The 25,316-nt window shown below is 74.3% G+C and carries 22 protein-coding genes, 5 tRNA genes and 1 pseudogene; 11 read left to right on the plus strand and 17 right to left on the minus strand.

What is annotated here, in order from left to right:
• Positions 1–22: 22 nt before the first annotated feature.
• The gene (locus tag ACGF3A_RS22950; protein WP_393732125.1) at positions 23–604 is read left to right on the plus strand and encodes a CGNR zinc finger domain-containing protein; all 582 of its coding nucleotides are present in this window, start codon (positions 23–25) and stop codon (positions 602–604) included.
• A gap of 15 nt (positions 605–619) precedes the next feature.
• On the opposite strand, the gene ACGF3A_RS22955 is transcribed toward ACGF3A_RS22950, so the two are convergent.
• Positions 620–856 (minus strand): hypothetical protein, encoded by a 237-nt coding sequence (locus ACGF3A_RS22955; protein WP_393732663.1) that lies wholly within the window; start codon positions 854–856, stop codon positions 620–622.
• 115 nt (positions 857–971) lie between these two features.
• On the opposite strand from ACGF3A_RS22955, the gene ACGF3A_RS22960 reads away from it, so the two are divergent.
• Positions 972–1,625: a hypothetical protein gene (locus ACGF3A_RS22960; RefSeq protein WP_393732126.1), complete on the plus strand. Its 654-nt coding sequence runs from the start codon at positions 972–974 to the stop codon at positions 1,623–1,625.
• Between the two features lie 16 nt (positions 1,626–1,641).
• Here the strand turns inward: ACGF3A_RS22960 and ACGF3A_RS22965 are convergent, their stop codons facing one another.
• On the minus strand, positions 1,642–2,154 hold the full coding sequence (locus ACGF3A_RS22965) for a hypothetical protein (RefSeq protein ID WP_393732127.1): 513 nt from the start codon (positions 2,152–2,154) through the stop codon (positions 1,642–1,644).
• Between the two features lie 104 nt (positions 2,155–2,258).
• On the opposite strand from ACGF3A_RS22965, the gene ACGF3A_RS22970 reads away from it, so the two are divergent.
• On the plus strand, positions 2,259–2,765 hold the full coding sequence (locus ACGF3A_RS22970; protein WP_393732128.1) for a DsbA family protein: 507 nt from the start codon (positions 2,259–2,261) through the stop codon (positions 2,763–2,765).
• Positions 2,766–2,774: 9 nt separating this feature from the next.
• Here ACGF3A_RS22970 and ACGF3A_RS22975 read toward each other — a convergent pair whose 3' ends face one another.
• From ACGF3A_RS22975 to ACGF3A_RS22985, 3 genes are all read right to left on the minus strand, one after another.
• Complete coding sequence (locus tag ACGF3A_RS22975) at positions 2,775–3,626, minus strand: GNAT family N-acetyltransferase (RefSeq protein ID WP_393732129.1); 852 nt, start codon at positions 3,624–3,626, stop codon at positions 2,775–2,777.
• A gap of 73 nt (positions 3,627–3,699) precedes the next feature.
• A complete protein-coding gene (locus tag ACGF3A_RS22980) occupies positions 3,700–4,521 on the minus strand; it encodes an aminotransferase class IV (RefSeq protein ID WP_393732130.1) in 822 nt (273 codons plus the stop codon).
• A gap of 7 nt (positions 4,522–4,528) precedes the next feature.
• Positions 4,529–5,665 carry a chorismate-binding protein gene (locus ACGF3A_RS22985; RefSeq protein ID WP_393732131.1) on the minus strand — a complete coding sequence of 379 codons (1,137 nt, stop codon included), beginning with the start codon at positions 5,663–5,665 and terminating at the stop codon, positions 4,529–4,531.
• A 119-nt stretch (positions 5,666–5,784) separates the two neighbouring features.
• Between ACGF3A_RS22985 and ACGF3A_RS22990 the strand changes: the two genes are divergently transcribed.
• The 5 genes from ACGF3A_RS22990 to ACGF3A_RS23010 all read left to right on the plus strand — a co-directional run bounded on the left by ACGF3A_RS22990 (position 5,785) and on the right by ACGF3A_RS23010 (position 6,227).
• Positions 5,785–5,857: transfer RNA gene (locus tag ACGF3A_RS22990), tRNA-Gly, on the plus strand.
• Positions 5,858–5,895: 38 nt separating this feature from the next.
• Positions 5,896–5,969 (plus strand) — tRNA-Cys (locus ACGF3A_RS22995).
• A gap of 1 nt (position 5,970) precedes the next feature.
• Positions 5,971–6,042 (plus strand) — tRNA-Val (locus tag ACGF3A_RS23000).
• 25 nt (positions 6,043–6,067) lie between these two features.
• Positions 6,068–6,139 (plus strand) — tRNA-Val (locus ACGF3A_RS23005).
• A gap of 16 nt (positions 6,140–6,155) precedes the next feature.
• Positions 6,156–6,227 (plus strand) — tRNA-Val (locus ACGF3A_RS23010).
• Positions 6,228–6,375: 148 nt separating this feature from the next.
• On the opposite strand, the gene ACGF3A_RS23015 is transcribed toward ACGF3A_RS23010, so the two are convergent.
• From ACGF3A_RS23015 to ACGF3A_RS23025, 3 genes are all read right to left on the minus strand, one after another.
• Positions 6,376–6,678 (minus strand): zf-TFIIB domain-containing protein, encoded by a 303-nt coding sequence (locus tag ACGF3A_RS23015; RefSeq protein ID WP_393732640.1) that lies wholly within the window; start codon positions 6,676–6,678, stop codon positions 6,376–6,378.
• Positions 6,679–6,715: 37 nt separating this feature from the next.
• On the minus strand, positions 6,716–7,666 hold the full coding sequence (locus ACGF3A_RS23020; protein ID WP_393732132.1) for a phosphotransferase family protein: 951 nt from the start codon (positions 7,664–7,666) through the stop codon (positions 6,716–6,718).
• Between the two features lie 1,287 nt (positions 7,667–8,953).
• The gene (locus ACGF3A_RS23025; protein ID WP_393732133.1) at positions 8,954–9,199 is read right to left on the minus strand and encodes a hypothetical protein; all 246 of its coding nucleotides are present in this window, start codon (positions 9,197–9,199) and stop codon (positions 8,954–8,956) included.
• Positions 9,200–9,433: 234 nt separating this feature from the next.
• On the opposite strand from ACGF3A_RS23025, the gene ACGF3A_RS23030 reads away from it, so the two are divergent.
• Positions 9,434–10,852 (plus strand): serine/threonine-protein kinase, encoded by a 1,419-nt coding sequence (locus ACGF3A_RS23030; protein WP_393732134.1) that lies wholly within the window; start codon positions 9,434–9,436, stop codon positions 10,850–10,852.
• 10 nt (positions 10,853–10,862) lie between these two features.
• On the opposite strand, the gene ACGF3A_RS23035 is transcribed toward ACGF3A_RS23030, so the two are convergent.
• Positions 10,863–12,029 carry a response regulator transcription factor gene (locus tag ACGF3A_RS23035; RefSeq protein ID WP_393732135.1) on the minus strand — a complete coding sequence of 389 codons (1,167 nt, stop codon included), beginning with the start codon at positions 12,027–12,029 and terminating at the stop codon, positions 10,863–10,865.
• Between the two features lie 166 nt (positions 12,030–12,195).
• On the opposite strand from ACGF3A_RS23035, the gene ACGF3A_RS23040 reads away from it, so the two are divergent.
• Entirely contained in the window at positions 12,196–13,701 is a 1,506-nt protein-coding gene (locus ACGF3A_RS23040; RefSeq protein WP_393732136.1) for an FAD/NAD(P)-binding protein, read from the plus strand.
• Here ACGF3A_RS23040 and ACGF3A_RS23045 read toward each other — a convergent pair.
• The 3 genes from ACGF3A_RS23045 to cobT form a co-directional block, all read right to left on the minus strand.
• Positions 13,698–14,501 (minus strand): TrmH family RNA methyltransferase, encoded by an 804-nt coding sequence (locus ACGF3A_RS23045; protein WP_393732137.1) that lies wholly within the window; start codon positions 14,499–14,501, stop codon positions 13,698–13,700. The two genes, ACGF3A_RS23040 and ACGF3A_RS23045, sit on opposite strands and share 4 nt — an antisense overlap.
• Before the next feature lie 10 nt (positions 14,502–14,511).
• Positions 14,512–15,777, minus strand: a complete 1,266-nt coding sequence (gene cobA / locus ACGF3A_RS23050) for a uroporphyrinogen-III C-methyltransferase (RefSeq protein ID WP_393732138.1) — start codon at positions 15,775–15,777, stop codon at positions 14,512–14,514.
• A gap of 389 nt (positions 15,778–16,166) precedes the next feature.
• Positions 16,167–19,208 carry a nicotinate-nucleotide--dimethylbenzimidazole phosphoribosyltransferase gene (gene cobT, locus ACGF3A_RS23055; RefSeq protein ID WP_393732139.1) on the minus strand — a complete coding sequence of 1,014 codons (3,042 nt, stop codon included), beginning with the start codon at positions 19,206–19,208 and terminating at the stop codon, positions 16,167–16,169.
• On the opposite strand from cobT, the gene ACGF3A_RS23060 reads away from it, so the two are divergent.
• The gene (locus ACGF3A_RS23060; RefSeq protein ID WP_393732140.1) at positions 19,188–20,084 is read left to right on the plus strand and encodes a hypothetical protein; all 897 of its coding nucleotides are present in this window, start codon (positions 19,188–19,190) and stop codon (positions 20,082–20,084) included. The genes cobT and ACGF3A_RS23060 overlap by 21 nt on opposite strands.
• Positions 20,085–20,276: 192 nt before the next feature.
• Here the strand turns inward: ACGF3A_RS23060 and cbiE are convergent, their stop codons facing one another.
• From cbiE to ACGF3A_RS23085, 5 genes and pseudogenes are all read right to left on the minus strand, one after another.
• Entirely contained in the window at positions 20,277–21,500 is a 1,224-nt protein-coding gene (cbiE, locus tag ACGF3A_RS23065; protein ID WP_393732141.1) for a precorrin-6y C5,15-methyltransferase (decarboxylating) subunit CbiE, read from the minus strand.
• Between the two features lie 115 nt (positions 21,501–21,615).
• Positions 21,616–22,254, minus strand: coding sequence for a GNAT family N-acetyltransferase (locus ACGF3A_RS23070; RefSeq protein ID WP_393732142.1), 639 nt, complete (start codon positions 22,252–22,254; stop codon positions 21,616–21,618).
• A gap of 141 nt (positions 22,255–22,395) precedes the next feature.
• Positions 22,396–23,232, minus strand: a complete 837-nt coding sequence (locus ACGF3A_RS23075) for a MetQ/NlpA family ABC transporter substrate-binding protein (protein WP_393732641.1) — start codon at positions 23,230–23,232, stop codon at positions 22,396–22,398.
• A gap of 33 nt (positions 23,233–23,265) precedes the next feature.
• A pseudogene (locus ACGF3A_RS23080) lies at positions 23,266–23,925 on the minus strand (methionine ABC transporter permease); the annotation flags it as partial.
• On the minus strand, positions 23,922–25,028 hold the full coding sequence (locus ACGF3A_RS23085) for a methionine ABC transporter ATP-binding protein (RefSeq protein WP_393732143.1): 1,107 nt from the start codon (positions 25,026–25,028) through the stop codon (positions 23,922–23,924). The gene ACGF3A_RS23085 and the pseudogene ACGF3A_RS23080, both read right to left, overlap by 4 nt.
• Between the last annotated feature and the right edge of the window lie 288 nt (positions 25,029–25,316).

Here is a 25,316-nt window from a genome sequence, read left to right on the forward strand (position 1 = left end):
CCCCACACGGCAGGAGCGACCCGTGCAGATCAATCACGACACCCGATGCGCACTCGACGACGTGGTCGACCTCCTGAACACGGCCGCCGACGGCGAGACCCCCGACTCCCTGGTCTCCGTCTCCGACCTGTGTGCCTACGTCGAGCGCAACGACGTGAGCGACGTCGGCTCGCTGGACGAGGCCGACCTCGCGGCCGTACGAGCCGTGCGCGAGCGCTTCGCACAGGTGTTCGCATCCGAGGAGACCCGCGCCGCCGCGGAGCTGGTGAACGCGCTCGTCGCCGAGGCGGGCACGACGCCCCAGCTCACCGACCACGACGGCTACGACTGGCACGTCCACTACTTCGCGCCCGGCGCCTCCGTGGCCCAGCACCTCGCGGCCGACGGCGGGATGGCGCTCGCCTTCATCATCGTCTCCGGCGAACGCGACCGGCTCCGGCGCTGCTGCGCCCCGGACTGCCGACGTGCCTTTGTCGACCTGTCGAGAAATCGCTCCCGGCGCTACTGCGACAGTCGTACGTGCGGGAACCGGCTGCACGTCGCCGCCTACCGCGCCCGGCAGCGGGAGTCGGCAGAGGCCGGAGCCGAAGCGGTTCGCGGCTGACCGTCCGCCGGCGGCTCAGAGCATCAGCAGGTCGTGCGCGCCCGTGAGGGCGAGCAGGATCGCGATCACCGCGAGGAAGAGCATCAGCGGCGGTTGGGACAGTGCGTAGAGACACCCCTTGGGCTCGGTGAGCGCCGGAGGCGCCGAGGGAGGGGTGGGGTCTGCTGCGGGAGGTGCGGGGAGTGCGGGGAGGCACCTCGTGCTCGGAGAGCTGGGGGGCTCGGCGAGCTCGATCACGGGGTTCGGCGTCATGTCCATCTCGCCGCGATCATGTCGCAGCGCAGGCCACCTTCGCCTGGTAACACGCGTCTTTTCGCGTGGAGTTCGCGGAAACCGGCACGTAGCGGCCCATGGCATGCTGGGGCGCGTGACCGATGATTCCACGGAGGAGGAGGCCGCCTATCTGGCCTCCCTGCGGCCGTCGCGGATCCGCGAGGTGCAGGCGGGGCGGCTGGGCTGGACCGAGGTGGACGTGCTCGGCATCGGCGATGCCGCCGAATCGGGGGCGCTGCGCACGGCCCTGGAGCCGTTCGGCGTCCATGTGAACCACTTCCCCGTCGGCTCCGCGCGCCATTTCGTGGCCGCGCTCGGCGGGCGGCGGACCCCGGCGCCGTACGTGCTCCTGTGCTGCCACGGCGACGAGGGACGGATCCTGCTGGAGGAGCTGGCCGAGGAGATCGCCCGGTTCCAGCCGTTCCCGGGGCACGTGGGTCCGGCGGAGGTGCGCACGCATGTGCGGCTGCCCGGCAGCGTGGTGATCAGCACCGGCTGCGAGACGGGGGCGCCCGAGCTGGCCGAGGCGTTCCTGGAGGCGGGCGCGAGCGCGTATGTCGCCCCGGAGGGTGCTCCGTTCGGCTACGCGAGCGTCTTCGCGCCGCTGCTGCTCTTCTACGAGCTCACGGAGACGCGCTCCCTGGAGGCGGCCGTCGGGAAGCTGCGCGCGCACGACGAGGAGCTGGCCATGTGGCGCCTGTTCCGTCGCGAGCGACGGCGTGGCGCGGGCGGGCCCCCGCCACGCTGACGCCTCGGCTGACGCCTCAGATGCCGTGCTTCTTCAGGATCGCCTCGATGTCGCTGAAGTCCTCGCCGTCGCCGCCGCCCGTGGAGGCGGGGGACTTCGACTTGGCCTTCGGTACGGGCGCGGTGGAGGGGGCGGCCTGGCCGAGCGACGGGGCGCTCGCGCCCGGTGCCGTGGCCTGGGGCTGGGAGGCGGCACGCGCGGCCTTGCGTTCCTTGCGGCTGGAGCCGCCGCCCGAGGCGGAGGCGCGGCCTCCGGCGAAGCGCGCGATCACGTAGAGCACGACGGCGACGGCGAGCACGCCGAAGCCCGCCCAGACGCTGGGCTTCATCACCAGGTCGGCGGCCCAGTTGCCGAAGGCCTTGCCGATCTTGCCGCCGAGACCGACCAGACCGGACATCGCCAGTCCGACGGGGACCAGCGAGAAGGCGGCGATGCGCGTCGCCGCCACGAAGCGGCGCCGCCAGGCCGTCAGAAACGCGACGGCCAGGCCAGCCGCGGAGAGCGCGGCGCAGACGGTCGTGGTGAGCATCTCTCCATCGTGCACCGCCGGGGGCGTTCCGTGCCATGCCCGGAGCCACGGTTCAGGGAGATCTCGGGGTCGGGAGCCCTCCCCAGGGCTGAGAGACTGCCCTCATGAACGAGACTGCCTCCTCCCCCGTGGTGCTCGACCTGTGGTGCGAGCTCCAGTGCCCCGACTGCCACCGGGCGCAGGCCGACGTCCGCGCGCTGCGCGAGCGGTACGGCGACGCGCTGGAGATCCGGCTGCGGCACTTCCCGCTGGAGAAGCACAAGCACGCGTACGCGGCGGCGCAGGCGGCCGAGGAGGCGTACGCGCAGGGCGGCGGCGACGCCTACGTGGCGGCGGTCCTGGCGCGCACGGAGGAGCTGGGCACGCGCGGCGAGGAGCTGCTGGAGGAGGTCGCGGGCGATCTCGGGCTGGACGCGGAGGAGTTCGGCACCGCGCTCATCGACGGGCGTCATCTGCTGGCCGTGGACGCGGACCAGGCCGAGGGCAAGGCGCTCGGGGTGACGGGCACGCCGACGTACGTCATCGACGGGCAGCGGCTGGACGGCGGCAAGAGCCAGGAGGGGCTGCGCGAGCGGATCGAGGAGATCGCCGACCGGCTCCTGGGGCGCTGACCGCGCGGTCTACAGCAGCGGCTTGCCGTAGTGCAGCTCGACTGCCTCGTACCCGAGCGACTCGTAGAGGTGCCGCGCCGCGTCGTTGCCCGCGTTGACGTTCAGACCGAGGCGGGGCGCGCCGGCCGTGAGGCACTCGCGTTCGGCCAGGAGCATGAGGGAGCGGCCGTGGCCCTCGCCTCTGCGCCCCTCGTCGACCACGACGTCGAAGACCCAGGCGTCGGCGTCCGCGTGGAACGGCACGTCCAGGCTGATCCAGATCGTGCCGACGTCCGTCCCCTCGTGGGTGAGGACGCGCAGCACGGTGTTCGGGCTCGCGGGTCCGGCGGGGAGCTGGCTGCTGCGGGTGGCCTCCAGCCGCTTCTCGGCCGTCTCCCGGGGGACGCCGACATCGGTCTGGGCCGTCAGATAGCCCTCCTTGCCGCTCTCCCACCAGGCGGGGAACTCCTCGTCCGTCATGGGACGCCCGGCGCTGGCCTCGGGGAGAGCGGGCGGCGCGCCCAGCTCCTTGAGCATGTAGCGGTTGCGCTCCCGGTAGCCGAGCGCCTCCAGCAGCGCGGGCGCGGCGGCCCGCTGCCCCGGCTCGGCGGGCACGGGGGCCTTGATCTCGATACGGGCGCACCCCCAGCCGCGCAGCACCTCCTCGGCGGCGAGCGCGGCGGTGGTGCCTCTCCCCCGGCGGCGCTCGCGCTCCTGGACGACGAGCCGGGCGATGCGCCCGACCGTGGGGCCGCCCTGGTCCTCGGCGGCGAGGTGGACGGCGCCGACGGGGCGGGAGTTGACACAGATGTCGTACGCGCGGGTACGACCACCGTCAGCGGTGCGGTTCTCGGGCCCCGTCGGGCGCAGCGTTGTGGTCATCGACCGTTTTCTACCCGCTGAGCGCCGGTTGCGTCACCCGATTACCGCCGGGTTCCGGACCGGATCGACCGGCTCACGGGTCGACCTCGGCCGTCGAGCGCTCCTCGAAGACGCGCATGGCCTTGGCGGTGACGGGACCGGGGACCCCGGGCAGCGTACGGCCGTCGATGCGGCTGACGGCCTGGATGTCGCGGAGCGTCGAGGTCAGGAAGACCTCGTCGGCCCGGTCCAGCACGTCGAGCGGCAGATCGGTCTCCTGCGCGCCGGTCCACTCGACGGCCAGGGCGCGGGTGATCCCGGCGAGGCAGCCGGAGGTGAGCGGCGGGGTGTGGAGCTCGCCGTCGAGGACGACGAAGACGTTCGACCCGGTGCCCTCGCAGAGGAGGCCGCCGGTGTTGGCGAACAGCGCCTCGGTGGCGGCCTGCTGGCGGGCGCGGGCGAGGGCCACGACGTTCTCGGCGTACGAGGTCGTCTTGAGGCCGGTGAGCGCCCCGCGCTCGTTCCGCGTCCAGGGGACGGTGACCACGGCCGTGCTGTCCGGCCTGCGGGCCGCCTCGCCGAGGGCGACGACGAGCGTGGGCACGGCCTCGCCCCGGTCGGAACCGAGCGGCGAGAGGCCGCCGGTGTAGGTGATGCGCAGCCGCCCGCGCTCCATGGGGTTGGCCTCGGTGACCGCGGCGCAGGCGCGGCGCACCTCGTCGAGGTCGGGCTCGGGCAGGCCGAGCCCGCGCGCGGAGGTGCCGAGCCGGCGCAGGTGGCGGGTGAGCGCGAAGGGCGTGCCGTGGGTGGTCTTCACGGTCTCGAAGACGCCGTCGCCGACCGTGAGCCCGTGGTCGAGCACGGAGACATGTGCGCTGTGGGCGTCGCGCAGACCGCCGTCGAGCCAGATCTTCAAGCCGTTCTCACCGTCCTCGCAGGGCCGTGCGGCGCTCGCAGCGGCCAGGGGTGCTCGTCTCGTACGCGTCGTACGTGCCGTACGTGTCGTTCGTGCCCGACGCTACCGCGAGGAGGCGGGCGGCCTTGAGTTCGGTCTCCGCCCATTCGCCCTCCGGGTCGGAGCCCCAGGTGATCCCGGCCCCGGCGCCGAAGCACAGGCGTGCCGCGACGCCGCCGCGCTCGATCCAGAACGTCCGGATCCCGACGGCCAGCTCGCCGGTCCCCCGGTCGGCGTCGACCCAGCCGACGCCGCCGCAGTACGGGCCGCGCGGCGCGGTCTCCAGCTCGCGGATGATCCGCAGGGCGCTCGCCTTGGGCGCCCCGGTGACCGAGCCGGGCGGGAACGTGCCGTCCAGCAGCCGGGCCCAGCTCCCCGTGGCGCCATCCGTGAGCGGCGTGTCACCGAGCGTGCCGCGCACGGTGGAGACGAGGTGGACGAGGCCCGGGTGCGGCTCGACCGCGCAGAGCGCGGGGACGGTGATGGATCCGGGGACGCAGACCCGGCCCAGATCGTTGCGGACCAGGTCCGTGATCATCACGTTCTCGGCGTGGTCCTTCTCCTGGAGATCGGCGGCCGTACGCCCCGTGCCCTTGATCGGCCCGGACTCGACGGTGCGGCCGACGCGGCGCAGATAGAGCTCGGGCGAGGCCGTGGCGATCTCCACGCCGTGCGCGGGGAGCCGGACGGTGCCCGCGTACGGCGCCGGGTTGCCCCGGGCCAGCAGGGCGGTGAGCTGGTCGACGTCCGAGGCTTCCGGGCCGGGGTCGGGCAGCGGCGCGGAGAGCACGCGGCAGAGATTGGCCTGGTAGACGTCCCCGGCGGCTATCCGCTCGCGGATGCGGCGGACGCCGTCCGTGTAGGCGGCGCGGTCCAGGGAGCTGACCCAGTCTGCTGGCGCGGGCCCGCGCCAGCGTCCGGGCACGGGCGCCGGGACGGGCGCGGGGCGCACGTCGCCGAAGCGGGCACAGCGCAGGCCGCCCTCGAAGTCCGCCACGACGGCCCACCAGCCCGTCGAGTCCAGGGCCTCGGGGTCGCTCGTGACGTCGCGGAGATCGGTGGCGAGGAGCCCGCCGAAGCGGGCGAGGGGGGTCAGGTCGGACACGGCTTCGAGTCTATGGCGGGGTGCTGCGGGGCCACGCTGCGGAAACGGAATTTGAGCTGGCCCAGGAATCCGCTAAAGTTCAACACGTCGCCGGGACGCGCAAGCCGACCGGAGGACACGCGGACGTAGCTCAGTTGGTAGAGCGCAACCTTGCCAAGGTTGAGGTCGCCAGTTCGAACCTGGTCGTCCGCTCGATCGTGGGGGGATCTTCCCGAGCCCCCTACGCTCCTGGTGGAGTGGCCGAGAGGCGAGGCAACGGCCTGCAAAGCCGTCTACACGGGTTCAAATCCCGTCTCCACCTCCAAGGACGATTAGCTCAGCGGGAGAGCGCTTCCCTGACACGGAAGAGGTCACTGGTTCAATCCCAGTATCGTCCACCGGGTCCGTCACTCGGACCCTCCCGCGCGGTTAGCTCAGCGGGAGAGCGCTTCCCTGACACGGAAGAGGTCACTGGTTCAATCCCAGTACCGCGCACGCAGTATCACCGCATGGACGATTAGCTCAGCGGGAGAGCGCTTCCCTGACACGGAAGAGGTCACTGGTTCAATCCCAGTATCGTCCACGAGAGCGAGGGCGAGGTGTGTCCGCGGAACGCGCGGACCGTCTCGCCCTCGTCGTTTTTGCGCGGCTTCGCCGCGCTTGGCGGGGGGCTTCGCCCACCCGCACCCCCCGCCTCCGGCTGAGAGGCTGGGGGCACGGATCCGCGGGTCTCAGGACGAGAAGAGCATGTGGCCGAAGCCGCGCTTGTGGCCGTGATGACCGTGGTGGCCGTAGTGCCCGTGCTGACCATGCTGGCCCTGGTGCGGGGCGCCCCAGGCCGGGCCCGACGGGTAGGCCTGCGGGCCGCCGGGCGGGGGCGGCGGGGCGGGCTGCGACCACTGGGACTCCATCCTGGTGAGGGCCTCCAGCTCGCCGTAGTCGAGGAAGATCCCCCGACAGCCTCCGCACTGCTCTATCTGAACGCCGTTGCGGTTGAACGTCTGCATCGGCGCACCGCACTTGGGACACTGCATCATCGTCGGCTTCCTCTCATGTCGTGACGCGGTCAGCCTACGGCTCCTGGGGAGCGGGCAGTTCGGGGGCGGCGGAGAGGGCGGCGATACGGGCGCAGGCGTCCACGCACGCCTCCTCCGCCTCGTCGAGCGGGCGGTCCGCCGGGCCCGCCTTCGCCACGGCGAGGGCCGCGGTCTGGACGGTGAGGGCGCGGGCGGGAGCGTCGAGACGGGGCCAGAGATCGGGCCCGGGGCCGTACGCGCCGAGGAAACGGTGCCAGTCGGCGGGGGCGAGCAGGCCGGTGGCGTACCAGGCGGCGGGGCGCGCGAGATCCCAGTGCCGGTCGCCGAGACCGAGGTCGTCGATGTCGATGAGGTGCCAGGAGCCTTGCGGGGCCGGGTGCCTGACGAGCTGTCCGAGGTGGAAGTCGCCGTGGCAGACGGCGTCGGCGCGGGGCGGCGGGGCCTCGTCCCGGCACCAGGCGGGGAGCGTGGCCCAGGCGCGCTCGACGGCCTCGGCGGCGTGGCTCAGCGGGCCGCCGGGCGGCGGGGTTGCCGCGCGCATACGGGCCAGGGCGCGGGCCGCCTTCGCGGGACCGCGCGTCGGCGGGAGGGGCGAGCCGAGCCGGTGCGCGGCGGCGGTGGCGTCCACGGCGTGCAGCCGGGCGAGAAGAGCACCGGCCGCCTCCCAGGGGGCGAGCTCGGGCGCTTCGGGGTCGACGGGGGTGCCGTACGGCCAGACGCTGGCGAGACGGTCCGTGCCCGCCAGCGGGACGAGGCCCCCGCCGGGGGACGGGGGCAGCAGGATCCCGGCACACTCCGGGAGGGCCGCGAAGGCGAGACGGGCGCCGAGGGCCGCCGGGTCGGCGCCGGGGTCGTGGGCCTTGGCGACGGTGCCCGCGTGCCGGACGACGACGCCGTCGGGGCGCTGGGCGAGCACGGCGCCGTCCGCGCCCGCGGGGTCGCCGCCCGCCAGGACGTACAGCTCATGGACGAGGGCGGGCGTCATCGCGTACGCCCCTGCTTCCGCGCGACGGTGAACTGCCGTGCACGGCACCGGCGGTGCGTGGGCACCGCCGGTACGAGGGCGGCCGGGGCCGCCGAACAGCCGACCGGCGCGGCGGGCGCTGCCACGGCCGCCGTACCGCCCACCGGCGTGGCGGGCGCATGCCGGGGGCCGTACGCCCGTGGGGCGAGGGGCGCCGGGACCGAAGAACGGCCCACCGGACGGGCGGGCAATGCCGCAGCCGGTGTGCCGCCCACCAGCGGGACGGGCGTGGACCGGGGGCCGTACGTCCGTCGGACGGAGGTGGATGGGGCCGATATACGGCCCACCGGTTGGGCGGGCGCTGCCGCAGCCGACATACCGCCCGCCGGGCGGGCGGGGGCGTACGCCCGGTGGGCAATCGGGGCCGGGACCGAGGCCGACGAACGGTCCGCCGGTGGGGCGGAAACGGCTGAGACCGGCGCACGGCCCACCAGCCACGCGGCAGCGGCCGGGGGCGACGAACGGCTCACCAGACGGGCGGAAACGGCCTGGACCGGCCTACGGCCCGCCAGCCGGGCGGAAGCGGGGGCGCGGGTGTACGTCCCTGGGGCGGGGAGGGTGGGCACGGGGTCTCCGGAGGGGTGGGGCGGGTCCGGGTGATCCTAGAGGGCGCGCATGTGTCCGGGACCGGGTTCTCACCCGGTCCCGGACGCGCGAGCGCCCGGGCAGCTCCCCAGCTGCCCGGGCACTCCTGCCGTCCGCCGCACCCCCGTCCCCACGGGGCTGAAGACCGGAAGTCCCCGACCTGGTCCGCTCCACCAGGCCCGGGGTCGCTCAGGACCCCAGCATTCCGGCCACGGACGACGCCTGTGTCATGACCACCTGCACCCACCCGGACACGAGTCCGAGCAGGAGCGCGGCGGGCAGCACGATCGCTGCTGCCACCAGCGGATGGCGACGGCCTCCCGGACGGGTGCCTAGGGCCGCGACCGCTGCCAGCCTTCCCTGTCCTCGGGGCGTGGTCCGCCCTGCCGTGTGCGCCATGGTCCACTCCTGTCGTGGTCTGGGGCGGCGGACGTCTGACCTCGGGGGACGAGTGCTGCGTCCGCCGCTTGACGACAACATTAGGCAAGCGGGAGGTCGGCGGCGTCATGCGCGCGTATCGACTCCGGGGCCTCCCGCAGGATGAGGAGACGGGCCTTCGGATACTCCCCTGGGTGGAGGCGGGGTCCACTTTCCCGGGGGAATCCCCCAGGGGTACCCCGGGGGTTGGCCTTCCCCGCAGGTCAGCGGGGGCGCCTCCGGGGCTCAGGCGGGGCGGGGATCCTCGGTCGGGTCCTGCCGCGGGACGGGGTGCTCGACGAGCGCCAGCACCCGGTTGGCCATGAAGCGCGCGGTGCGCACCACGCTTCCGCTCCTGGTGACTTCGCTCACTTCGACCACTCCCCTGCGGACCTGGGTCTCCACCCTGCGGCCTGCCCTGGAAGCCGTCATCTCGTACGTCCGCGTGGAGTCACCGGCGTCTATCACCACTTCCACCCAGTCACCCTTCACTCCGTCAATCCCCCTTCCTCGGCGGCACCTTGGCTCCGCGCGGGCGGGCCGGGCGCCGCCGACGCCGCCCTGGCGTGCCTGTTTCCAGGCTCCCACCCGGCTCTGACAATCCGTCCGGCGCCGCGTGCGCGGCCTCTCGGCGCCACGCGGCGGCAGTCCGTAAGCTGTGCTCGTCGGACGGACCGGTCAGCGGGGTGGGATCTCCCACCGGACACCGGAGGTAGGGGAACGGACATGGCGATGATGCGGCTCCGACGCGAGGACCCGCGAGTCGTCGGCACGTTCAGGCTCCACCGGCGCCTGGGCGCCGGCGGGATGGGCGTCGTCTATCTCGGGTCGGACCGGCGCGGGCAGCGGGTGGCGCTGAAGGTGATCCGGCCGGATCTCGCCGAGGACCAGGAGTTCCGCTCGCGCTTCGCGCGCGAGGTGTCGGCGGCGCGGCGCATCCGCGGCGGCTGCACCGCGCGGCTCGTGGCGGCCGATCTGGACGCGGACCGCCCCTGGTTCGCGACGCAGTACGTGCCGGGCCCCTCGCTGCACGACAAGGTGAACGAGGGCGGCCCGCTGCCCGCGGCCCAGGTGGCCTCGATCGGCGCCGCGTTGGCCGAGGGCCTGGTCGCCGTCCACGAGGCGGGGGTCGTGCACCGCGACCTGAAGCCGTCGAACATCCTGCTGTCGCCCAAGGGCCCCCGCATCATCGACTTCGGCATCGCCTGGGCGACCGGCGCGAGCACCCTCACGCACGTGGGCACGGCGGTCGGCTCCCCCGGCTTCCTCGCGCCCGAGCAGGTGCGGGGGGCTGCGGTGACGCCGTCGACGGACGTGTTCGCGCTGGGCGCCACGCTGGCGTACGCGGCGACGGGTGACTCCCCCTTCGGGCAGGGCAGTTCGGAGGTGATGCTCTACCGCGTGGTGCACGAGGAGCCGCACCTGCGGGGCGTCCACGCGGCCCTGGCGCCGCTCGTCCAGGCGTGCCTCGTGAAGTCGCCCGAGGAGCGCCCCAGCACCCTGCAACTCTCGCTGCGGCTCAAGGAGATCGCGACCCGTGAGGCGCGCGGCCTCTCCGACGGCGGCGAGACCGGCCCCGGCGCGGGCGGCGCGGGCGCCGGGCACGGCGGGGGCCCGGCCTCCGCCGGACGGCGGGCGCGGGAGTACGCGCAGCAGCGCACCGAGCGCGACCGCGAGGGCCCGGCGAGCGCCCCGCGCGCCTCCACGCCCCGCACGCCGCGCGACGGGGGCGGCAGGAGCGGCTCCCGCTCCGAGACCGGCCGCCCCACGCGCCGTACTCCGGCACCGCAGCAGCGTACGGGCGCACCGCGCACGGGCGGCACCGGCGGCACGGGGCGCAACGGGACCAGCCGGCCGAACGGCTCGCGCCCCGGCACGGGTACCGGGCGCCGACCGGGCCTGGGCCCCCGCCGCCGGATGATGCGGCAGCGGCTCATCGTCTTCGTCACCGTGACGCTGCTCGTGGCGCTCGGCATCGCGGCGGCCCAGGGCTGCCAGGGCCCGGACCGCGGGCTGGGCGGACCGCGGGACAAGGTGCCGTCGTCCTCACCCTCGCAGTCGTCCTCACCGTCGTCCTCACCGTCCTCGTCTTCGCCCTCGTCTCCGTCCTCCGCTGAGCAGCCGCAGGACGGCGGCGGGCGCTGAGCGTTCCGCTTCAGCGCCGGCGGACCCTGGTGCCGTCGGGGCTCCGGACGCCGACCGGGTCCGGCATCGCTGGCCAGTAGTGCTCGGTGAAGAGCCGGGCCACCAGCTCGCCCCTGCTGGAGACGCCGATCTTGGCGAAGAGGGCCTTGATGTGGTCGCGGACCGTGTGCGGGGAGATGGCCAGCGTCGAGGCGATCTCGGCGGTGCCGATCCCGCGCGCGACGAGCTGGGTGATCTGGAGCTCCCGCGCGGTGAGTCCGTACGCCTCCGCGACCAGGACCGCGAGGTCGGCCGGGGCCGCGGGCTCGATGACGAGGGCCACCGGGCCCGGGCTGCCGCCGGGGCCTGTCAGGCAGGAGGCGTGGCAGACGAGCCAGTGACCCTCGGTCGTACGGAGACGCACGCGGGCGTTGCCGTGGTCGCGCCCGTCGGCGACGGCCCGTGCCTGGAGGGCCGTTCCGATCACCCAGATCGGGAGCCTGAGCCCCAGCGGTGAGAGGAACGACGGTCCCTCGGGCAGCCGGGCGAGGTGGGCGCGCGCCTCGTCGTTGACGGACATGGCCTCGCCCGAGCCGTCGAAGAGGATCAGCCCCGGCGCGGGCGCGTCGGTGCCGGTCGTTCGGATTGTACGACCCGGACGCCCCGTACGGACCGGGTCCTCGGGTCCCGCCGGGCGGGCGAAGCCGCGCAGCCGGGCGGCGAGCGGTCCTGACACCCCGGCGAGCAGCGCGACCTCCTCAGGTCTGAACGCCCCGTCGGCGCGGAACAGGCTGACCAGTCCCCAGGGCCGGTCGCCCACGCGCAGCACGGCGCGCAGTTCGTCGTGCACGCCCTGGCCGAGCAGGAGGCGCCGGAAGCGCGCGCTGCGGCAGGGCAGGTCGCCGGTGGCCTCCCGTAGCGCGGCGGCCGGGACGGGGGCGCGGGCGAGTTCGCGGAAGGGCACGACGTTCTCCTCCAGGAGCTCGCTCTCCCAGTACTCCGCGCAGCCCTCCCCCGAGCCGAGGTTCTCCACCAGCATCGGCGCCGTGATCAGCCCGGTCTCCGGGTCGGCCGCCGTCCATACGGCCGAGTCGAACGGCACGTGGCGACGGAGCCGGGACGAGGTCCGGCGGAACAACTCGTACGCGTCGGGAGCCCGTTCGGCCAGCGACAGCACCGCCCTGCGTGCCTCTGTCATGCGCGCACCTCCCGCCGATCAGCCTGCCCCGCCGTCCGTACGGACCCAACCCCCCAACTGAGGGGGGTGTTCCCCGCCGGTCGCCCCCGCCGAGGGGATGGGGCGGTCCGGCCGTGGCGGCGAGGGTCGTGGCCTGAGCCGAGGACACACGATCTGGGGAGAGTTCATGGACATCGCCGTCATCGGAGGAGGCGCGGCGGCGGTCGCGCTGCTGGACGCGCTGGCCGTCGTAGGGGACGTACGGGACGCACGGGACGGGGGAGCGAGGGGCGGGACGGTCACCGTCTTCGAGCCGTCGCCCCGGCTGTGGCGCGGGCGGCCGTACGGCCCGGACCTCGACGCGGTACGGGTGAACGCGCCGCCAGCGCTCATGTCGGTCAGGCACGGCGACTTCGGCCACTACGCGGCCTGGCTCGGGGACCGTGCCGCGCCCCACGCCGACCCGCTCTTCGGCCGGTCCGTGGTCCCGCGCGCGCTCTACGGCGCGTATCTGGAGCACACCGCCGAGAAGGCCGTGGCGGGCCTGGGCGAGCGGGGCTGGGCCGTGCGCGTCGTGCCCGAGCGGGTGACCGGGGCCGCCGTCTCCGGGGACCGGGACCGCATCGTCCTGCGTACGGCCGGGGCGCGGGCCGGGCGGGAGTTCGAGGCCACCCGTCTCGCGCTCTGCGTGGGCGGCGGCTCGCCCCGGGACCTGTACGGGCTCGCCGGGGCGCCGGGGTTCGTCGCCGACCCGTATCCACTGGCCGGGACGCTCCCCGCGGTGCCCACCGGGAGCGACGTGGCCGTCGTCGGCAGCGGGCTGACCGCCGTGGACGTCGTCGTGGCCCTCGCGGCACGCGGGCACACCGGCCGCATCGCGCTGCTCTCGCGCAGCGGGGTGCTCCCCCACGTCTGGCAGCGCCCCGGCGAACCCGGCGATCCCGGCGAGCACCGCCCCCGCCATCTGACGCCCGAGCGGGTCGCGGAGCTGCACGCGGCGCGGGGCGGGCTGACGCTCGACGACCTCGCCGTGCTGCTCCGCACGGAACTGGCCGAGGCGGGCGAGGACTTCGGGGAACTCGCGGCCGAGCTGCTCGCCACCCCGTCCGAGGATCCGGTACGGCGGCTGCGCGCGCAGCTCGCCGCCGTCGACGATCCGCGGATCGGCCGCCGCGTGGTGCAGACCGCCGCGCACACCGTCGGCCCCGCCGCCTGGCCCCTGCTGCCCGCCGCTGAGCGTGAACGGCTACGGCGTCACGCCCGTACGGCCGTGAGCGTGGCCTCGCCCATGGTCCCGGTCAACGCCGCCGTCCTGCTACGGCTGCTGGACTCCGGGCAGCTCACGCTCGTTCCCGGCGTCCGGGCGGTCGAGCCGGTGAACGGCCGGTTCCGGGTCCGGCACGACGGCGGCACGCGCACGGCGGAGACCGTCCTCAACGCCGTGAACCCACCGCCGCAGGCGGTCCCGGCCGCCGCCCGGCACCTGGTCGGCTCGCTGGTGGACGCCGGGCTGGCCACGCGCGAGCCGTCCGGCGGGATCCTCCCCGCCGACCCACGGGTGCGGGTGGTCGGAGACCTGAGAGGGGACGGCCCGTTCCTCACCGCGAGCATCCCTGGAGTCGCCGCCCAGGCAACCGCCGCGGCACGGGCGTTCCACGGCGTACGTCCTGACCCACCGGGACGACGCAGCTAGCGCGTCACCGCGTAGAAGGCGACGGCCGCCGCCGCGCCCACGTTGAGGGAGTCGACGCCGTGCGACATCGGGATGCGGACCCATTCGTCGGCGGCGCGGAGGGCGCGGGCCGAGAGGCCGTCGCCCTCGGCGCCGAGCATCAGCGCGACGCGCTCCATACGGCCGGGACCGAGCGCGTCGATCGGCACGGCCTTCTCGTCCGGGGTGAGCGCGAGCAGCGGGAAGCCCGCGTCGCGCACGGTCTCCAGCGCGTGCGGCCAGGAGTCGAGCCGGGCGTAGGGCACGGCGAAGACGGCGCCCATGGAGACCTTCACGGAGCGCCGGTAGAGCGGGTCGGCGCAGTCCGGGGAGAGGAGCACGGCGTCGATGCCGAGCGCGGCGGCGCTGCGGAAGATCGCGCCGATGTTCGTGTGGTCGTTGACCGACTCCATGACGACGACGCGGCGCGCCGTGGCCAGCACGTCCTCGGGCTCGGGCAGCGGCTTGCGCTGCATCGAGGCGAGCGCGCCGCGGTGCACGTGGTAGCCGGTGACGCGCTCGGCCAGCTCCGGGCTGACCGCGTAGACGGGCGCGGGGACCTCGTCGATGACGTCCCGCATGACGTCGAGCCACTTCGCGGAGAGCAGCATCGAGCGCATCTCGTAACCGGCGTGCCGGGCACGGCGGATGACCTTCTCGCCCTCGGCGATGAAGAGGCCCTCGGCGGGCTCGCGTCTGCGGCGCAGCTCGACGTCCGTCAGCCCGGTGTAGTCGGCCAGCCGGGGGTCGTCGGGGTCCTCGACGGTGATGAGTTCGGACACGCGGTCGATGCTACTGCCGCGTACCGACGGCGACGACCTCGCCGATCACGATGACGGCGGGCGGCCGTACGCCCTCGGCCTTCGCCCGCTCCCCCACCGTGGCGAGCGTGGCGTCGACGCGGCGCTCGGTCGCCATCGTGCCCTCCTGGACCAGGGCGACGGGCGTCTCGGGCGCGCGGCCGTGGGCGACGAGCGCGGCGGCGATGGCGCCGATGTTCTCGACGGCCATCATCAGCACGAGGGTGCCGCGCAGCCGGGCCAGCGCGGGCCAGTCGACGAGCGAGCGCGGGTCGTCGGGCGCGACGTGGCCGCTGACGACCGTGAACTCGTGGGCCACGCCCCGGTGCGTGACCGGGATACCGGCGGCGCCGGGCACGCTGATGGAGCTGGAGATGCCGGGGACGACGGTGACGGGGATGCCCTCGTCGGCGAGCCGCTCGACCTCCTCCATGCCGCGGCCGAAGACGAAGGGGTCGCCGCCCTTGAGGCGTACGACGGAGCGGCCCGCCTTGGCGTGGTCGACGAGGGCCTGGTTGATGGCCTCCTGCGCCATGGCACGGCCGTACGGGATCTTCGCCGCGTCTATCACCTCGACGTGCGGCGGGAGTTCGTCGAGCAGGTCGCGCGGGCCGAGGCGGTCGGCGACGACGACGTCCGCCTGCGCGAGGAGCCTGCGGCCGCGGACCGTGATCAGGTCGGGGTCGCCTGGGCCCCCGCCGACCAGCGCCACGCCCCCGCCGGTCCGCTCGCCGCGCCCGCCGCGCTCACCGCGCTCCGGGGCGCCGAGGGTGCCGTCGCCGAGCCCCGTGACGATGGCGTCGCGCAGCGCGGCCGTACGCCGGGGGTCGCGCGGCGCCTCGCCGGTGCCGCTCGTGAGCACGGCGACGGTGACGCCCGCGGCCCGCCCGGTGGCCGGGGTCCACGCGGTCGCCGCGTCCGCGTCGTCCGTCCGTACGCACCACACGCGGCGGGACTCGGCCTCGGCGGCCGCCGCCGTGTTCACGTCGGGGTCGTCGGTGGAGACGAGCGCGTACCAGGCCCCGTCCAAGTCGCCGTCCGCGTACGGACGCCGGTGCCAGGTCAGCTCGCCCGCCTGCGCCATGGCCTCGACGGAGGGCGTGACCTCCGGCGAGACCAGCACGACGTCGGCCCCCGCCGCGAGGAGGCCGGGCAGCCGCCGCTGGACGACGGTGCCGCCGCCGACCACGACGACGCGGCGTCCGGCGAGACGGAGACCCACCGGGTACGCGGGGATGGCGGGGGTGCTCTCGGGCATGGGACGGGCTCCTCGGGGACGGCGGGCAGCGGGGACGGGCGCGGCCGCTGCGTCGTCGGAGCGGCGGGCGTACGGCAAGCCTATGCCGGGCACGTCGGCACGGCTGTACCGCAGGTCACGACGTACGGGACGGACCGGCGACGGGCTGGGCCGTGTCCGGCGATCATGGCTGGGCAGGGGCTGCCCCTACCCGTGTGTCGCAGGCTGCGGGTTGTCGGTGGTTGCTCGCGCAGTTCCCCGCGCCCCTGAGGCCTCAGGGGCGCGGGGAACTGCGCGACAAGCCACGACGACGGCCGCAGCCTGCGACGCACCGCTCGGGGCAACCCCTGCCCAGCCGTGTGACCGGCCCCGCCCCGCGGGCGTACGTGCGGGCCGGGCCGGTCAGGGGATCAGCTCTTCTCGGTCACGCCCGCGGCGTCGAACGTGGCGACCTCGTGCATCGTGCGGGCCGCGCTCTGGACCATCGGGAGCGCCAGCAGCGCGCCCGTGCCCTCGCCGAGGCGCAGGTCGAGGTCGACCAGGGGGCGCAGGCCCAGCTTGGTGAGGGCCGCGACATGGCCGGGCTCCGCGCTGCGGTGGCCCGCGATGCAGGCGGCCAGCGCCTCGGGCGCGAGGGCCCGTGCGACGAGGGCCGCGGCACCGGCGCTGACGCCGTCCAGGATCACGGGCGTACGCAGCGAGGCGCCGCCGAGGATCAGGCCGACCATCGCGGCGTGCTCCAGCCCGCCGACGGCGGAGAGCAGGCCGATCGGGTCGGCCGGGTCGGGCTTGTGCAGGTCGAGGGCGCGGCGGACGACCTCGACCTTACGGGCGTGCGTCTCGTCGTTGATGCCCGTGCCGCGCCCGGTGACCTCGGCCGGGTCGGCGCCCGTGCACACGGAGATCAGCGCGGCGGAGGCCGTGGTGTTGGCGATGCCCATCTCGCCGGTGAGCAGCGCCTTGTTGCCCGCGGCCACCAGATCGCGCGCGGTCTCGACGCCGACCTCGATCGCCCGTGCGACCTCGTCGCGGGTGAGGGCGGGGCCCGTCGTCATGTCCGAGGTGCCGTAGCGCACCTTGCGGGGCAGCAGGCCCGGGGTGGCGGGCAGTTCGGTGGCCACGCCGACGTCGACGACGCAGACCTCGGCGCCGACCTGGTTCGCGAACGCGTTGCAGACCGCGCCGCCGCCCAGGAAGTTGGCCACCATCTGGCTGGTGACCTCCTGCGGCCAGGGGGTGACGCCCTGCGCGTGCACTCCGTGGTCGCCCGCGAAGACCGCGACGGCCGCGGGCTCGGGGATCGGCGGCGGGCACTTGCGGGACAGGCCGCACAGCTGCGCGGAGATGATCTCCAGCATGCCGAGCGCGCCCGCGGGCTTCGTCATCCGCTTCTGTCGCTCCCACGCCTCGCCGAGCGCCTTGGCGTCGAGCGGGCGGATCGCGTCGAGCGTCTCGGAGAGCAGGTCGTGCGGCTCGGCGCCGGGCAGCACCCGGCGGCCGTACGACTCCTCGTGCACGACCCAGGAGAGCGGGCGGCGCTTGGACCAGCCCGCCTGCATCAGCTCGGGCTCGGGCGGGAACTCGTCGACGTACCCCACGCACAGGTACGCCACGACCTCCAGGTGCTCCGGGAGTTCGAGGGCGCGGACCATCTCGCGCTCGTCGAAGAAGCTGACCCAGCCGACACCGAGGCCCTCGGCGCGCGCGGCGAGCCAGAGGTTCTCGACGGCGAGCGCCGAGGAGTACGGCGCCATCTGCGGCTGCGTGTGACGGCCGAGGGTGTGGCGGCCGCCGCGCGTGGGGTCGGCGGTGACGACGATGTTCACCGGGGTGTCGAGGATGGCCTCGGTCTTCAGTTCCTTGAACTGCTTCGCGCGCGCCTTGGGCAGCGACTTGGCGTACGCCTCACGCTGGCGCTGCGCCATCTCGTGCATGGTCCGCCGCGTCTCCTCGGAGCGGATGACCACGAAGTCCCAGGGCTGCGAGTGCCCGACGCTGGGCGCGGTGTGGGCCGCTTCGAGGACGCGGAGCAGCACCTCGTGCGGGATGGGGTCGGTGCGGAAGCCGTTACGGATGTCGCGGCGTTCGCGCATCAGACGGTGCACGGCCTCGCGCTCGGCCTCGGCGAAGCCGGGTGCGGGCTCGCCCACGGGGCCGTCCTGCGGGGCCTCATCGGCGGCCTGTGCGGCATCGGTGTCGGCTTCGCCATCGGCGGTTCCGGGGGCGGCGTCGGCCTGGGGCTCGGCGGCCGGGGTCTCCGCCTCGGGCCGGGCAGCCTCGGTGCCGGTCTCGGCCGCTGCGGGTGCGCCGTCTTCGCCGTCGGAGGACGGCGCGGCTTCGGCCGCCGGGCCGTCCTGGTTTATCGAGGGCGCGGCGGACTGCTCGGCCTCGCCCCCCTCGGCGGGAACGCCCTCGGCGGGAGCGCCCTCGGCGGGAGTGCCCTCGGCCGGGGTGTCCTCGGCCGGGGTCTCCTGCGCCGGGACGCCCTGCGGTACGGCCTCGCCGGAGGACGACACCGCGATCGGCCCGTTCTGCGAGGGCTCTTCGGCGGCCGGGGTCTCCTCGGCGGCCTCGGGCGCCTCGGCGGGCTCAGCCGACTCGGTCGCCTCAGGGGCCGTGGGGGCCTCAGGGGCCTCCGCCGTCCCGGGCGCCTCGGCGGTCTGCTCGGCCGCCGCTACGGGCGTGCCCTCGGCCGGGGTGGCCTCCTGCGCCGCTGCCTGCTGCTGCTCGGACGCGTCCGGAACTTGGCCGGAAACCGTCGCCTCCGCTTCGCGGCCGACCGTTTCTGCTGGGGCGGCTTCCGCGGGTGCGGGCTGCGTGTTTCCCGCCGCCCACGCGTCGAGCTGGGCCGGGAACTCACCGAGCTGCGGGCCGGGCAGGGCCTCGCCCTCCTGGTGCGCGACGTCGAGGTACTCGGGGCCGATGGTCGGCGGACCCTGCTCCCGTACGGGCGTCGCGTGCGGCGGCGTCCCGTGCTGCACGGGCACCTCAGCCGGGGCCTCGGGCTGGGCCTGAGCCTCGGCCTGAGCCTCCGCCTGGGCCGGAGCCTGCTGCTCGTTCGGCTCCTGGGCGACGGGCTGCGGGGCTTGCGAGGCCTGCGGGGCCTGTGGGAACTGCGGCTCCTGGGTCGCCTGGGCCGGAACGGAGGGCTGGACCGGCGTCCCCTGCGCCGGGGTGCCCTGGGGAACGGGCGTGCCCTGGGGCGGAGTCGGGGCGGGGCCCTGCTGGCCCGGGGCCTGGACCGGGGCTGCGCCCCGGTCGGAGAGCGGGCGCACGGCGCCGGACTGCTCGGGCACGGGCGGGCCGAGGTGGAGCGGACGGCGGCCGTTGACGCCCGAGGGCGCCCCGGGGGCGGGGGCGGCCGGGGCCGGGGACTGCTGCTCGCGGACCGCGCCGAGGTCGATGGAGCCGGAGTCACGGCCATCGGTCTCGTGCTGGCCCGGCGCGGTCACCGGGACGGCGGACGGCTGCGGCTCGTCCTGCTGCGGGCCCTGTTGCGGGACCTGCTGCGCGAACTGCTCGTTCTGCTCGATGAACTCGGGCTGCTGGGGCTGCGGGGACTGCTGCGCCTGCTGGGGCTGGGGCTGCCCCTGGGCGGCGGACGCCGGGTCCCCGGCGGGCTGTTCGCCGGGCTGGACCGGGTGCACGGCCTGGACGGGCTGCACCGGCTGGACCGCCTGCACGGGCTGACCGGGCTGGCCCGGCTGCGGCTGCTGCGGGCCCGGGGCCTGTCCGGGAACCGGGGCCTGGACCTGCGCCTGGGCAGGGGCGGGGGCCTGCTCCTGTCCGCCGGGGTGGGACTGGGAGACGTGCGTCGCCGCCGAGGCCGCCGCCTGCTGCGACTGCTGCTCAGGGCTGAGCGCCGGGCCGCCCGGGCCCTGGGGCTGCTGCGGCAACCCCTGCTGCGGCACGCCCTGCTGGCCCTGGACCTGGCCCGGAGCCTGCGGCTGCTGCGGGGCCTGCGGCTGTACGGGCGGCTGCTGCTGCCCCTGGGGCTGCTGCGGCACCTGGCCATGAGCGCCCTGGGGTCCGGGAACACCGGGGACACCGGGAGCGCCCGGGCCCTCGCTCCACGCGCCGGGCGCCGGCGGCATGAGCAGCAGGTCCTCTTCCTCGGTCACCGGGGTTCCGCTGCCGGTGCCGAGGCCGTCGGCCGGGTCCGCGAAGGTGTAGGTGCCGGGGGCCGGAATGCCCGGCTGACCTTCCGGCTGCCCGCCTGCGTTCTCCGGCAGTCCCTCTCCTGGGACCTGGCCGGTGTCAGTCATGCGTTCCCCTCGCCCATCGCTAGTGCTCCTTCCAACCCGGCGGATGACCGCCACGCCCCGTAGAGAAAGAACGAGCCCGCACGCGGTGCGGCACGTGTCTTCGCCTACACCATTCGGACAAGGACGGACGAAGCGTCAACGCCGAACGGTGGCACAACGATCCATCAGCCTACCGGGCACTGAGTGCCCCGCTGGCCATAGGTGGGAGAGAAACAGCACTTCGTCGGGGTTCGTCACGCACCGGATCGCAGAAATTCAGATACGGACACCGGACAGCAGGAACACAACAGCGCGTTCACTTTCCGCCCACTCCCCCGTGTCCAGGTCGACCGACTGGAGCAGCGCGCACTCCACGGCGTATCCGCCCTCCGCCAGCGCCCGTCCGCGCGCCTCCGCCTCGTCCCGCGTCGCCGCGTGCGTGACGATCCGCGCGGGCCGTCGTTCGGCGACCGCGGAGAGCGTGGCGACTCCCCCGCCCCCGACGCGTACGACGTCGGGCTCGGGCAGGTCCTCCAGGATGTGCGGGGCCGTGCCGTGCACGGTCTCCAGCTGGACGCCGAAGCGCCGGGCCGCCGCGTGCGTACGGGCGCAGGCGTCGGCGTCCGCGTCGACGGCGAGCACGGCCGCGCCGAACCGGGCGGCCTCGACGGCGAACGCGCCGCCGCCCGCGCCGATGTCCCAGACCAGGTCGCCGACGCGCGGGCCGAGCCTGGCCAGTTGCGCCGCGCGGAGCTGGACGGTCTCGCTGTCCCTGGCGGTCGCCATCTCGCCCGCGTACTCGGTGACGGGCAGCGCCCAGCCGCGTACGGACGGCGGGGAGCCGGGATCGTGGGCGACGCTGCCCGCGAGCCAGCCGCCGCCGGAGCTCTCGGCCTGGGGGCCGCCGACGACGATCACCACGTTGGGGTCGCGCCAGGTGTGGTCGGCGACCTTGTCCGAGGTGAGGACCGTGACCTCCTCGCGCTCGGTGCCCAGCGCCTCGCAGATCACGAAGGTGCGATGGACCCCGGAGAGGAGCAGGGCGAGTTCGGCGGGGCCCGCGCCCGGCGAGGTGAAGACGGCGACCTTGGGGTGCGCGCGGCAGACGTTGACCGCGCGGCGCAGCGTGCGGGTGTGGGCGACGACGATCCGGGCGTCGTCCCAGGGCATCCCGGCGCGCGCGAAGGCGGTCGCGACGGCGGAGACCGCGGGCACGACCTCGACCTCCAGGCCGTGTTCGGGGGCGCGGAGGGTGCGGACGACGCCGAAGAAGCCGGGGTCGCCGTCGGCGAGGACCACGGCGGAGCCCCGGTGCCGGGCGATGCGCCGGGCCGCGAGGGACGCGCTGCCGAGCCGGATGCGTTCGGCGTGCGGGGGGACCTCGGGCAGGGCCAGGTGGTGGGCGGCTCCGGCGACGAGGGTGGCAGCGCCGAGGGCCGAGCGCGCGGCGTCGGTCAACGGCGAACCGTCCCATCCGATCACGGTTACGCGGTCGGCCATGGGTGCGTTTCTCCTGGGCTGTGGGGCTCGTCTGTGCTGATCGCAGGTCGAGGGTGCACTGAGAGTACCCCCGTTCGGCGGTCGCGGCCCTACCGCACCCGTGGAAGCGACGCCGTCACGGAGCGTACGGGTACGGCGCCAGGCCGCTCGTGTCCGCCAGCTCCTCGAAGGAGCCGTCGAGGTCCTCGGGGAGGAGGCTCCAGACGATGAGGTCGGTCCTGATGTCGGTCCAGCCGCCGTCCTCGGTACGGCTGCGCGCTATCCACGCGTTGCGCAGCACGCCCTCGCTGATGCAGCCGAGCCGCTGCGCGACCTGCTGCGCCGCGGTGTTGTCGGCGCCCGTACGCAGCTCCAGGCGCTCGAACTTCTGGTCCTGGAAGAGCCACTGGGCGAGGGCGAGCACCGACTCGGAGGCGTATCCCTCGCCGCGGGCCCAGGAGGCCGTGACGTAGGAGACCTGCGCGGACAGCACGCGCCAGTCGGTCCGGCGCAGTTCGACGACGCCGACGAGGCGCTGGGTGAGGAACTCGGTGACGGCGAAGACGATGCCGTCGCCCCCCGTCCGTACGGCGGGGGCCTCGCGGGCGACGTACGCGCGCGCCTCCGCCTCGGTGTACGGCACGGGGTACGTGGTCCACGCGATGACCTGGTCGTCGGTCACCATCTCGACGAGCGCCGGGATGTCCGCTTCCTCGAACGGGCGCAGCACGAGGCGGTCCGTGCTGATCGAGATGTCCGGGAAGGTCGAAGTCATGCGCCGCTCCATACAGGTCGGGGTGCACAGCATGCAGCATCGGCACCGTGATGTGCAGCGCCGGACCCCCGTGGCGAGCGGGGACCCGGCGCTGAGAAGAGACTTGTCGATACGGGGACTTGCCCCGGGGTCAGCGAGTGCTCAGCCTCGCACAGCCCCGAATGCGGGCTCGATGCCCCCCTTGTACTTCTCCTCGATGAACTTCTTGACCTCGTCGGAGTTGAGCAGCTTCGCCAGCTTCTTGATCTTCGGGTCGTCCTGGTTGCCGTCCTTGACCGCGAGGAAGTTGGCGTAGGGGTTGCCCTTGACCTTCTCGGCGGCCAGCGCGTCCTTGGCGGGGTTGAGGTCCATGTCCACGGCGTAGTTGCCGTTGATGACGGCCGCGTCCACGTCGCCGAGGGCGCGCGGGACCGAGGCGGCCTCCAGCTCCTTGAACTTCAGGCCCTTGGTGTCCGCGATGTCCCCGAGGGTGGCCTCGGGTCCGGCGCCGGGCTTGAGCTCGATCACGTCGTGGTCGGCGAGGAGGTGGAGCGAACGGCCCTCGTTGGTGCTGTCGTTCGGCACCGCGACGGTCTTGCCCGGGCTCAGGTCCTTCAGGCTCTTCGCCGTCTTGGAGTAGAGGCCCAGGGGCTCCAATTCGACGTTGACGACGGGGACGATGTGCGTGTTCTTCTTCTCGTTGAAGTCGTCCAGGTACGGCTTGTGCTGGAAGAAGTTGGCGTCGACCTCGCCGCTCTCGGTGGCGGTGTTCGGCACGACGTAGTCGTTGAACTTCCGCACGTCGAGCTTGAGCCCCTCCTTCTCGGCGAGGTTCTTCTCGACGTACTCCAGGATCTCCGCGTGCGGCGTCGGCGACGCGGCGATCTTGAGCGTCTGCTTGTCGTCGCCGCCCGAGCCGAGCCCGTAGCCGATGAGCGCGAGCGGGACGACGACCGCGGCGGCGACGGCGACCGTACGGCCGCGGCCGAGGCGGGCCAGGCGCTTGCCCGCGCCCGCTTCCGAGCCGCTGCCGCCCCGGTGCGCGGCGAGGCCGCGGACGACGGCGTCGCCGATGATCTGGACGGCGGTGACGATCACGATCAGCGCGATCACCGTCGCGACCATGACGGTGGTCTCGAAGCGCTGGTAGCCGTACTGCACGGCGACCGAGCCGAGGCCGCCGCCGCCGACCGTGCCCGCCATCGCGGAGTAGCCGATGAGGACGATCACCGTGGTCGTCAGGCCCGCGACCAGGGAGGGCAGCGCCTGCGGCAGCAGTGCCTTGAAGACGACCGTGGGGGTGCCGCCGCCCATCGCCTGCACGGCCTCGACCAGGCCGCGGTCCACCTCGCGGACGGCCGTCTCGACGAGCCGTGCGAAGAAGGGGATGGCGCCGATGGCGAGCGGCACGATCGCGGCCGTGGGGCCGATGAAGCTGCCGACGACCAGGCGGGTGAAGGGGATCAGCGCGATGAGCAGGATGATGAACGGCAGCGACCTGCCGACGTTCACGATCGCGCCGACGACCTTGTTGACGGGCGTGTTCTGGAGGAGCCCGCCCTTGTCGGTGAGGACCAGGAGCACACCGAGCGGCAGTCCGCCGATCAGCGCGACGAGGGTCGACCAGCCGACCATGTAGAGGGTGTCCAGGAAGCCTTCGGACAGCAGGGGCTGTATCTCGGACCAGCTCATTTCGCACCCTCCTCGGCGAGTTCGTCCTGCTTCTCCTCCGCCTTGCGGTCCTCCGGCGCGCTGTCCTGCGGCGCGGGGACGGCGGGCGACCCGGCCACGGCGGCCACGTCGACGGTCAGGCCCTGCTCGCGCAGGAAGCCGATCGGCACGACGTTGTCGTCGAAGCTGCCGGGCAGCTCGATGCGCATCCGGCCGACCTGCTTGCCGCCGACGGTGTCCATGGCGGCGCCGAGGATCGAGATGTCGACGTTGTAGGTGCGCGAGAGCTTGGAGATGACCGGCTCGGTCGTCGTCTCGCCGTGGAAGGTGACGTCGACGACCGTACGGCCGGGCTCCGAGGGCTGGCCGCCCACCGGGAACAGCTCGCGGGCCAGCTCCGAGCCCTGCGTGGCGAGCAGCTCGGCGACGGTGCCGGACTCGGTGATCCGGCCGCCCTTCATCAGCGCGGCCGAGTCGCAGACGGCCTTGACGACGTCCATCTCGTGGGTGATCAGCAGGACGGTCAGCCCGAGCTGCCGGTTGAGGTCGCGCAGGAGCTGCAGGACGGAGCGGGTGGTCTCGGGGTCGAGCGCCGAGGTCGCCTCGTCGGAGAGCAGCACCTTGGGGTCGCCGGCGAGCGCGCGGGCGATGCCGACGCGCTGCTTCTGGCCGCCGGAGAGCTGGGCGGGGTGGCTGCCCGCCTTGTCGGCGAGGCCGACGAGGTCGAGCAGCTCGTTCGCCTTGCGGGTGCGCTCCTGGCCCGAGAGGCCGAGGATCTCCAGCGGCAGCTCGACGTTGCCGCGCACGGTGCGCGCGGAGAGCAGGTTGAAGTGCTGGAAGACCATGCCGATACGGCCGCGGGCCTCGCGCAGCTCCCGGTTGGCGCGGTGGCCCTTGCCGGTGCCCGCGAGGGCCGTGAGGTCCTGGCCGTCGACGGTGACGGTGCCCGAGGTGGGGCGTTCGAGGAGATTGACGCAGCGGATGAGGGAGGACTTGCCGGCGCCGCTCTGTCCGACGACGCCGAAGACCTCGCCTTCGCGGACATGGAGGTTCACGCCGTCGAGGGCGGTGACCTCGCGGTCCCGGGTGCGGTAGACCTTGGTCAGGTCCGTAGTCGTGATCACAGGATTTCCGTGGTTGTCGGGTGAGTGGAGACCGCGGCGCGCAGGGGGCGGCGCCGGGCGGGGACGTCCCGTGCAGGGGACGCGCACGGGAGGAAGACAGGTCGGGGCAGGGGGCAGGGCACGTACGGCCGCCGCCGCGCGGGAACGGGCACGGGCGTGGGACGCCGGACCGGTCCGGCGGCGGAGGGGTGGTTCGTACGGATGGTTCGTACGGATCTGTACGAATCGGTACGGCTCTGCGGAGCGCGCGGGGCTCGTGGCTCGCTTCGGGGCGCGAGCCTGCTATGC

This window comes from Streptomyces sp. NPDC048172, assembly GCF_043202595.1.
Taxonomy (GTDB): domain Bacteria; phylum Actinomycetota; class Actinomycetes; order Streptomycetales; family Streptomycetaceae; genus Streptomyces.